The 9060-nt window shown below is 31.2% G+C and carries 10 protein-coding genes; 1 reads left to right on the top strand and 9 read right to left on the bottom strand.

What is annotated here, in order from left to right; translation table 11 throughout:
* From ABI549_RS12530 to ABI549_RS12510, 5 genes are all read right to left on the bottom strand, one after another.
* The coding region (locus ABI549_RS12530; protein ID WP_348076801.1) for an NRDE family protein at window positions 1–638 on the bottom strand (638 nt) is incomplete at its 3' end.
* Complete coding sequence (locus ABI549_RS12525) at window positions 626–1114, bottom strand: DinB family protein (protein WP_348076800.1); 489 nt, start codon at window positions 1112–1114, stop codon at window positions 626–628. The genes ABI549_RS12525 and ABI549_RS12530, both read right to left, overlap by 13 nt.
* A 3-nt stretch (window positions 1115–1117) precedes the next feature.
* A complete protein-coding gene (locus tag ABI549_RS12520; RefSeq protein ID WP_348076799.1) occupies window positions 1118–1498 on the bottom strand; it encodes a DoxX family protein in 381 nt (126 codons plus the stop codon).
* Between the two features lie 2 nt (window positions 1499–1500).
* Window positions 1501–1950, bottom strand: a complete 450-nt coding sequence (locus ABI549_RS12515) for a YHS domain-containing (seleno)protein (RefSeq protein WP_348076798.1) — start codon at window positions 1948–1950, stop codon at window positions 1501–1503.
* Between the two features lie 78 nt (window positions 1951–2028).
* Window positions 2029–2706: a Crp/Fnr family transcriptional regulator gene (locus tag ABI549_RS12510; RefSeq protein ID WP_348076797.1), complete on the bottom strand. Its 678-nt coding sequence runs from the start codon at window positions 2704–2706 to the stop codon at window positions 2029–2031.
* A gap of 285 nt (window positions 2707–2991) precedes the next feature.
* Between ABI549_RS12510 and ABI549_RS12505 the strand changes: the two genes are divergently transcribed.
* A complete protein-coding gene (locus tag ABI549_RS12505) occupies window positions 2992–4884 on the top strand; it encodes a U32 family peptidase (RefSeq protein WP_348076796.1) in 1893 nt (630 codons plus the stop codon).
* Window positions 4885–5048: 164 nt separating this feature from the next.
* Here the strand turns inward: ABI549_RS12505 and ABI549_RS12500 are convergent, their stop codons facing one another.
* The 4 genes from ABI549_RS12500 to ABI549_RS12485 form a co-directional block, all read right to left on the bottom strand.
* Window positions 5049–6518: a tyrosinase family protein gene (locus ABI549_RS12500; RefSeq protein WP_348076795.1), complete on the bottom strand. Its 1470-nt coding sequence runs from the start codon at window positions 6516–6518 to the stop codon at window positions 5049–5051.
* Window positions 6519–6564: 46 nt separating this feature from the next.
* Window positions 6565–6993, bottom strand: coding sequence for a hypothetical protein (locus ABI549_RS12495; protein ID WP_348076794.1), 429 nt, complete (start codon window positions 6991–6993; stop codon window positions 6565–6567).
* A 20-nt stretch (window positions 6994–7013) separates the two neighbouring features.
* Window positions 7014–7952 carry a multicopper oxidase domain-containing protein gene (locus tag ABI549_RS12490; RefSeq protein ID WP_348076793.1) on the bottom strand — a complete coding sequence of 313 codons (939 nt, stop codon included), beginning with the start codon at window positions 7950–7952 and terminating at the stop codon, window positions 7014–7016.
* Window positions 7953–8228: 276 nt separating this feature from the next.
* Window positions 8229–9060 (bottom strand): transketolase C-terminal domain-containing protein (locus ABI549_RS12485; RefSeq protein WP_348076792.1); only part of this gene is annotated, 832 nt, incomplete at its 5' end.

The raw sequence follows: 9060 nt of genomic DNA, 5'->3' as shown, positions 1-9060 counted from the left end.
TTTTCGATAATAGTTTGTGTGATACTCAAGGTTTTCAAGATATTATTACGATTTATAACCAATCCATTTTCCTTATTATTATCTTCGGTATTTTTATGAAAATGCAACATATCTAATTCTGAAACTCTATTTTTCGGCTCTAAAAAATCATAAAACCACTGTTTTCTTTGCTCTCGAATTGTTAATGGATACAAGGTTGATGATGACCAAATATGATTTTTTGTTGTATCTAATTCGGTGACTTCTTTCTTTAATTCATTCCATTGTAATTGATATAATTTTTGGTTTTCAAAAACAACCAATGTAAACGGTTCTATATTGTCGAGATCTATTTTTTGCCAAGATAAAATTACAGATTCTGAACTAATTAAATCTAAAACTATTAATCCTCTACTTTTTCTATAACTAGATTTTAGTTCATGTTTTTCTTTGGCACCATTTAGTAAAACAACAACATGTGCTTTATCATCTACGGCATACCAAGTTCCACCAGCTTTTTGATCTTTTGGGAAAAATATTTTTTTGTCATTTACTAAATGAATTTTAGGTTCGATAGCTTTCTCTCGAGCCACTTTTTCATCTCTGTTTGAAGTAATGATATATTTGCCATTACTGTTTACAAAACTTACTGTGCACATTGTTTTCTATATTCAATAGTTGATGAAGCAATCCCGAAAGTTTCAGTAAGTTGTATGTCTTCCATTTGAAAAACGGCTACTTTTATAAGTGCTTGATGGTGTATGCAATGCTCTAAGTTGTACAATAACTCTCTAAAATAATTTGTTTCTATTTCCGTATAAGCTTTAAAAAGTAATTGTTTTAGCACTATATTTTTATTTTCTTTTTCGATAGATTTTATAATATCATTTATCGATTGAATTGCAAAATTAGTATCTGTTTGAATTAAATTATTTCTTTTTCTGTCATCATAATTCAACAAACCTGACTCATACGAATTTAGTAAACACTGAAACATTTCTATAATATGTCTGGTATGTTCTCCTACCGATGAATTACCTAAATATAATATTGGTAATGCAAAATCTTTGTCAGATAATTGATTTAATAAGTCCTTTAATTCTTCTAAAGTATGTCTTACAGCGCTAAAATTCATAGTCTATTTTATTAAAAAATTAATGTCCTTTTTGTATCTAAATGTTAAATATAGGCTTAATATAAATGTTATGCAAGCCATAAAAAATAGCGTTCCACCATCGTTTTCTACCTCAATACCAATTATAAATATATGTGATACTATAGCAACAAACATAGTTGACATGGCTATAAATGCAGCATAAAATTTTGTTTTATTCACAAATAAGAATATTGATGCTAATAATTCGATAATTCCTGAACTAATTCTTCCAAATGGCTCTGCTCCTAGTTTTGTAAATATAAAAACAGATTCAGAACTTGCCGTAAATTTAAAATATAACGTTTGTAATAATATAAAAGCTACAATTATTTTTATTGTTCTGTTTATTAAAATTGAATTCATAATTAATATTTTTTCCAGTTTAAATCTGCTTTCATTTTCAATTGTTTCTCATCTTTATTCCAACTCTTTAAAGTATTATTGAAATAAGCGTTGTAAAAAAGGTATAACTTGTTATCAATAATTTTGAAAGTTTCAGGGTCAATCTCAACCTTATCTCCAGAACTTCCCATTGCATAAGCACACCATCCACCATATTGAGGCTCATATATTGCAGGCATTTTTGCAAATGCTTCTTTATTTTCTTTAGTAGAAAAATTGTAAATCACACCTTCATAAGTAAATGATAATTCTTTCTTACCTTTTATAGCTTTTTTTTGTTTAAAATAGGCTACAGGATCATAACCTTGTATTCCTACTTTCTTTTCTAAATTAAAAGATTCTAACCTTCTTGTACTTTGAGAAAAACTCGAAATTGTAAATAAGATTGCTAATGTAAACAGTAAATTTTTCATAATATTTATATTTTATTTGGTAAAATTATGAAGCTAAACAGCAACACTTTGTCAGCTAGTTTACATCTTATCCAAATTTTATATTTTTTTAAAATCTGGAATTATTATTTCTTTGCGATTGTATTCTATAATGCCATTATCTACAAATTCGTTAAGTAATGTTGTCGCAGTTTGTCTAGATGTACAAATTATCTGGGCAATATCATTTTGTGTTAAATAATTTTCGAGTGTTACTTTGTTATTATCAAAAACACCTTCTTTCTCTGCCCATTCTTTTAAGAAAGTAAGTAATCTTGTTTTAGCATCTTTAGTAACTAAGTTAGCATAATTATTCCTTAATCGTTTCATTTTTAAACCCACGAATTTTGTATAACCTAAAGCCAATTGAGGATTCCGAAGTATTAAATCTTCAAAATCAGACAATAAAAAACTACAAATAGAAACTTCATCAGTTAGCACTTTTGCATATTCGTTAACCTGAATATCATTATCTAAAGAAAGTTCTCCAAACAAATCTCCTTTCTGAATAATATCTTTGATTGTTTCGTTACCATCTTCATCTAAAGAAACAATTTTAATGCTTCCTCGTTTTAAAAGAAAAATTCTTGGTACATCAGAATCTGAAAAATATATAATTTCACCCTTGTTTGCTTTTTTAAAACCAACTATAATGCATAATTGCTTTATCTGGGAAAAACTTAAAGTTCTAAATAATTTATGGTCCCGGAGATACCAATATTTTAATTCATCGTACATAAATAAAAATTAAAAAATCTTAATTTATTAAACATACGAAATTAAAATGATTTTGGTTTTATATTTTTTAAAAGTATTGGAAAAATTGTTATTTAAATCTGACTGTAAATAATAATCTTACAATACTTTTTTAAGTAGATAAAGTTCAATTAATAAACTATAGTTATACAAACAACCAATATTAAATTAATTTCTATCGTAATTTTCAATATTCTACAATTTATATATGAAGTATTTTATACTTTTGCGGTTTCCGTTATTCAAATAAAGTATATACAATAAAATATGAAAAAGAAGGTTGAAATTTTAGCTCCGGCTAAAAATCTAGTGCAAGGGATAGCTGCTATCAATGCTGGTGCAGATGCTGTATATATTGGTTCACCTTTATTTGGAGCTAGAACAAATGCAACCAATTCTATAGAAGATATCGCCGAAATGGTAACCTATGCTCATTTATTTAAAGCCCAAGTTTTTGTGGTAATAAATACCATATTATATGAAAATGAATTAGAACCTTGCAGACAATTAATTCATCAATTATATACTATTGGCGTAGATGCACTTATTGTACAAGACATGTCTATTATGGAAATGGACATTCCTCCTATTGTCATTCATGCCAGTACACAAGCTAATAATAGAGATCCTAAACATGTTAAATTCTTAAAAGATGCTGGAATGCAACGTGTTGTGCTGGCAAGAGAATTAAACCTAGACCAAATTCGTGAAATTAGTGAAGCCACTGATGTCGAATTAGAATTTTTTGTCTCTGGAGCACTTTGCGTTTCTTTCAGCGGAAACTGTTATATGAGTATCGCTGGTGGCGAACGAAGTGCCAACAGAGGTTCTTGTGCTCAAAACTGTCGTCTTCCTTATAATTTGACCGATGGTACGGGTAAAACCTTAATTGAAAACAGTCATTTATTATCTATAAAAGATTTAGACTTAAGCGACCAATTGCCTAATTTGATTGAAGCTGGAGTAACCTCATTTAAAATAGAAGGCCGATTAAAAGATATTGTGTATGTAAAAAATAATACGTCTTATTTAAGAAAAAAATTAGATGCCTTTTTAGAAAATAACGATACCTTCCAAAAAGCTTCTTCTGGTCGCACTTTTTATAATTTCGAAGCCGAAATGGATCGTAGTTTTAATCGTGGTTATACCGATTATTTTGTAAACAAACGCAAAGAAAAAATTGGGAATTGGGAAAGTCCAAAATCGCAAGGACAAGTCATTGGTAAATTAATCGAAATTAAAGCCAATGGTTATGTGATTGAAAATCATGAGAAACTAAACAATGGCGACGGTCTTTATTTCCTCAACGAACAAGGCGAAGCCGATGGTACACAAGTGAACATCATTATTGGTAATATTGTAGTTCCCAACACATTGAAACCTCTTGCTGTAGGCACGATGATTTATAGAAATTCAGATGCCGAATTTAATAAAATAGTAGAAAAAGAGAATAGTGTCGTACGTAAAATTGGGGTTAACTTACATTTTACCGAAACTTTAGATGGATTTCAATTGGTTGCTACCGATGAAGATGGTCATCAAAGCACAGCAACTTTGCAAATAGAGAAAGAAGTGGCTAAAAACGAAGCTTCTACAATTCCTAATATCAAAATTAATTTAGCAAAAACAGGAAATACACCTTTTATTGTTGATGATATTAAAGTAAATTTCTCTAACAATTGGTTTTTACCAATTTCTAAAGTAAACGAAATTAGACGTGAAGCCCTAGAAAAACTCATAGATATTCGTATTAATGAATACCATCGCGAAGAGTTTCAAATTACCAAAACAGACCATCCTTATCCTGTCGAAAAACTCGATTTTACATACAATGTATCCAACCATTTGGCAAAAGCTTTTTACAAACGTCATGGCGTAACCGAAATCGAAAAAGCTTTCGAGTTACAATGGGATCCAGGAAAAGCGAGAGTAATGACTACTAAATATTGCGTGAAATATGAATTAGGCAAATGCGCTCGTTTTCAAAGAGAAACTATGGGCGAAAAAGTCGTAGAACCACTTACACTTACACATGGGGAGAATGCATATAAATTAAAATTTAACTGCAAACCGTGCGAAATGGAAATTTGGGAAAAAGATGCCGATTTAGAATTTGAAGACGAAGACGAACAATTGGGTTATGTAGTCCAAAAGAGATAATCTCGTTGCTTAGTAACAAATTGTATTTTACTTATTGTTTGTTGCAATTTTCTCATAAAAAATATTTTGCCACAGATTTAGCAAAACCAATATAAAGTTATACCTGACAGGTTTTTAAAACCTGTCAGGTATAACATACAAATATTCTCAATAATTTAGTACTTTTAATTTATCTTTGCTACACTAATTTTTTCTAGTGTTACTTTAGCATCTCCAATCCCATTCTTTTTTATAATAATTTCGAAATCATCATCTGAGTTTGATAAATCATCTGAGATATAATAAGAGAAATTAAGTTTTACGCCACTCTCTCCTATTTCATGATTTTCTCCTGTTCCGTGATCGTGAGCCACTCCAAAGAAAGTCATTACCCCAACATATTGGTCTTTTTTTCCAGGATAACGAAGGAAAATGCTATAATTGTCTTTTGGTTCTTTGTAAACCACAACATCTAAATGCAATACCATTTTAGAGTTTGCTTCGCTCCTAAAGACTTTATTGGTGCTTTTTGCTAGTTTGCTAGTTACTTTGTGGGAAAAAGCAGTCTCTCCAATTATCTTTCCTACTTTTTGTTCCCAAACTATTTTTTCTTTTGAATCCTGAAATGAAATTTTAGCTTTCCCTTTCGATTCATTAGCTGCTAAAACTGGAGTTTCAGATCCGTACAACAAATTATCATAAGTATAATCTAAATTGAAAACCACAGAATACAATTCATCTAATGTATAAGTAATATGCCCTCCATCTGGTGTTATGAACTCATAAGTCCAAGGATTGGCTTTTAGCTCGTCTAGTGTAGGACGTTGCCCATAAGCAGAAACATCCCAAGATTCCCAAATACGGTCTATCATACTATGGTGCAACCAGAATACTGGATCAAATCCCGCTGAAGGAACATTTGCCATGAGTCCAGACATATTGGTTTGGTATATTTCGTTATAATAAGTTTCGCTTGGATTTGCATATTCTCCCCCAATAAGGTCATGCATATAACCATGGGGAGCAATTTCTAAACTTTTACTAAATCCTGCAGATCCTGCAAAGGAAGGATTTGTTTTTAGTTCCTCTAACGCCAATTGGATTGCATCTACATTATCTGTAGGAATAGGTTTCCCGTCGTTAAGAACACTATATCTAGCTTGTTCATACAAAGAACCTGTTTTGCTTCTCATAGGTGCTACCATAATATTATCTGCAACATTTGTGCTTCCATAATTCCAATAAGGCAAAGCAAAATCTTTTTTTCCAGATAATTCTCTGACTATTTTTTCTAAATACCAAGTGTACATTCTATGCCACAAAAGAAAATTTAGAGAAGCATTTTGTGTGCCATTGTGTGTACAATCTCCCCAAGCCCATAATTTGTCTTTGCTGGTTTGATAATTTGCACAAAGTGTATTTTTCCCGTTTATTACACTTGGAATGTTGTGTATTGCTCCTTGATAATACCAAGCAAGACCATTATCACAACCCATTTCACGCATTTTTTTGAATGCTACATTCATGGCTTCAAGATCAGGTTGTGCTTCAGGTGTATTGGCATTTCGTCGAATATATTTCGTCGGAGTTTGGTCTTGACCAAAGCTCATGCTTGTAATCAAAATCGTGGATAATAAAAGAAGGACTTTTTTCATTTTTGTTTGTTTTTAAGTGAGTATTGAGTTGTTTGTTTATTTTAGATTAAAGGACGTCGACTTCAAAAGTTAGGATTTTAGAATAACTAGGATTTGCTTTATCATATATTTTAAATTTTACAATCCCATTACCCATTTTATTGGTAGGAATAACATGAATGGCAATAAATCCCTGCTGATCTGCATTTAGTTTACTAAAAGAAGAACCTTTTGGGATTCCTATTTGGCAGGCTCCATGCTGGCACATAGAACAATCCCATTCTTTAGGAAATGTATTGTACACCGTTTCCCAAACAAGATATATTGGTTTATTAGAAATGTTTTCGATTTTAATTTTAGAAATATCCAGTCGTTTACTTTTTAGTAAACTTTCCTTATTTGTTGCATTCCCCACTACAGAAAAAGTAGGCTTTTTTTGCGCAAAGGAAATGGAAAAAGATAAAAGAAGAATGAGATAAAAGAATATTGTTTTCATGGTGGTTGTTTGTTTACATATTAATAAAAAACAGGAATATTAGCTTTGTACCATTCCTGTTTTGAAATTGAGTCTATAAAATAATATATGATTTGTTCCTTTTGTGCTACGTTTTCTAAAGAAACCAGCAATTCAAGAGATTCACCTGAATTAAGTCGTATGGTATTTTCTTTAGCTATTTTTATATGAGATTCATTTCCAGTAATTAATTGAAGTTTTGTACCCGCTGGAAACTGTATTTCATGAAGGTATAATCCGGAATTCACTAAACGAAGAAGCAAAGTTTCTTTTTTGTGTGCTAACGATTGCAAACCTTTATTTTTTGGAATTGTTACACCATTAATCAAAAAGTAACTAGGTTTGTAATCAGGAAGTACAATTGGTTTGTTTGAAACATCATATTCTGTACCCATAATAGCATCAGTATGCCAATTTGTATCTATTTCATAACTACACCACAGTATTTCGTTTGAAGACTTAACCAATAATGAGTCATTCACTTTTGGTTGAATAATGATGACGCCAAACATACCTGCTTGAAGATTGAAAGGATAATTTTCTGGACTATAATAAAGATAAGCTCCTGCTTTTTTGGCCAGAAAAGAATAAAAACCATGTTCCATATGGTGAACAGGTTCTTTCTTTTTCATGATTTCCTTTTCAGTATTACGTTGCAAAAATTCGATTTCCTTACAATACAAAGAGACTGGATTTCCTTGTGAAATATTCCAAAAATCGATATGTACACTGTCGCCTTCCTTCACATTAACACAATAACCTGGCAAAGTAACTTGACCTGAAAGTGAGTTTGTAAATCCAAAAGTTCTAATCTCTAAGTTTTTCTTAACAGCTAACTTTCCTGTTGTTCGTCCAATAATTAACCGTTCGTTTTGAGAAAACAAAAATGCAGTACTGAATAAAAAAGTAAATACTAATATGATTTTATTCCATTTTCTCATTTCTAAACTCAAATTAATATTTAATACCTGTTGTTTAGTATTACAATTCAAATTTAGAGTTATTAAAAACTTTAAAACAGGGTATAAATACCTGATTTTGTAGTAAAAAAGCCAATGGTTTAAATAAATAAACTATCGTTAATTTGGAATTTCGGAAAGGATAAGAGAAATCTCTTTGGGATGAATTTTTGAATTACTTCGTTCTAAAGCCTTCGGAATCAAATAAAAAAGCCGCTCCTAGTAGGAACGGCTTTCAATACTATATTATTTAAAGTTTTAGTAAGCTAATAATTCCAATAATCCTTCTTCGAATCTAACTTTAGGTAAATACTGGTCTTCTAGTGCTTTTACAAAAGGAATAGCACTTTCTAAACTTCCTACACGTTTTACTGGAGCATCTAGGTATTCGAAGCAATTTTCCATGATTAAAGCAGAAATATCACTAGCAATTCCGCCAAACATAGAATCTTCTTGGAGAATAATACATTTTCCTGTTTTCTTAATTGATGCAAAAATAGTTTCGGTATCCAAAGGTTGTAACGAACGTAAATCAATCAAATCAGCTGAAATTTCAGGGTTTTTAGTTAAGGTGTCTAAAGCCCAATGCACTCCTGCACCAAATGAAATCACAGTAACTTGAGAACCTTCTTTTATCATAGCCGCTTTCCCAAAAGGAATCGTATAATAATCTTTAGGGACATCTTGATACATACTTCTGTACAATTGCTTGTGCTCGAAGAACATAACAGGATTAGGATCGTTAATTGCTGTGTTTAATAAACCTTTTGCATCGTAAGGAAATGCTGGATAAACCACTTTTAATCCTGGTGTTTTGGTAAACCAAGCTTCATTGGTCTGCGAATGAAAAGGTCCCGCTTGCGTTCCGCCACCGCAAGGCATACGAACCACCACATCGGCATTTTCTAACCAACGATAATGAGATTTTGCTAATAAATTGACAATTGGATTAAATCCTGTCGAAACAAAATCGGCAAATTGCATTTCTACAATAGCTTTGTGCCCGTTGATAGACAATCCCATCGCTGCTGAAACAATTGCACTTTCGCAAATAGGTGTATTTCTAACTCTTTCTTTTCCGAATTGTGCT

It is taken from the genome of Flavobacterium sp. (assembly GCF_039932285.1).
Classification (GTDB): Bacteria; Bacteroidota; Bacteroidia; order Flavobacteriales; family Flavobacteriaceae; genus Flavobacterium.
This window is presented reverse-complemented; position numbering and strand designations above follow the sequence as displayed.

What these genes read in the sequence shown, in the direction of transcription:
- ABI549_RS12525 (WP_348076800.1), bottom strand. Translation starts at nt 1,114, where the DNA reads ATGAATTTTAGCGCTGTAAGACATACTTTAGAAGAATTAAAGGACTTA.
- ABI549_RS12520 (WP_348076799.1), bottom strand. Translation starts at nt 1,498, where the DNA reads ATGAATTCAATTTTAATAAACAGAACAATAAAAATAATTGTAGCTTTT.
- ABI549_RS12515 (WP_348076798.1), bottom strand. Translation starts at nt 1,950, where the DNA reads ATGAAAAATTTACTGTTTACATTAGCAATCTTATTTACAATTTCGAGT.
- ABI549_RS12510 (WP_348076797.1), bottom strand. Translation starts at nt 2,706, where the DNA reads ATGTACGATGAATTAAAATATTGGTATCTCCGGGACCATAAATTATTT.
- ABI549_RS12505 (WP_348076796.1), top strand. Translation starts at nt 2,992, where the DNA reads ATGAAAAAGAAGGTTGAAATTTTAGCTCCGGCTAAAAATCTAGTGCAA.
- ABI549_RS12500 (WP_348076795.1), bottom strand. Translation starts at nt 6,518, where the DNA reads ATGAAAAAAGTCCTTCTTTTATTATCCACGATTTTGATTACAAGCATG.
- ABI549_RS12495 (WP_348076794.1), bottom strand. Translation starts at nt 6,993, where the DNA reads ATGAAAACAATATTCTTTTATCTCATTCTTCTTTTATCTTTTTCCATT.
- ABI549_RS12490 (WP_348076793.1), bottom strand. Translation starts at nt 7,952, where the DNA reads ATGAGAAAATGGAATAAAATCATATTAGTATTTACTTTTTTATTCAGT.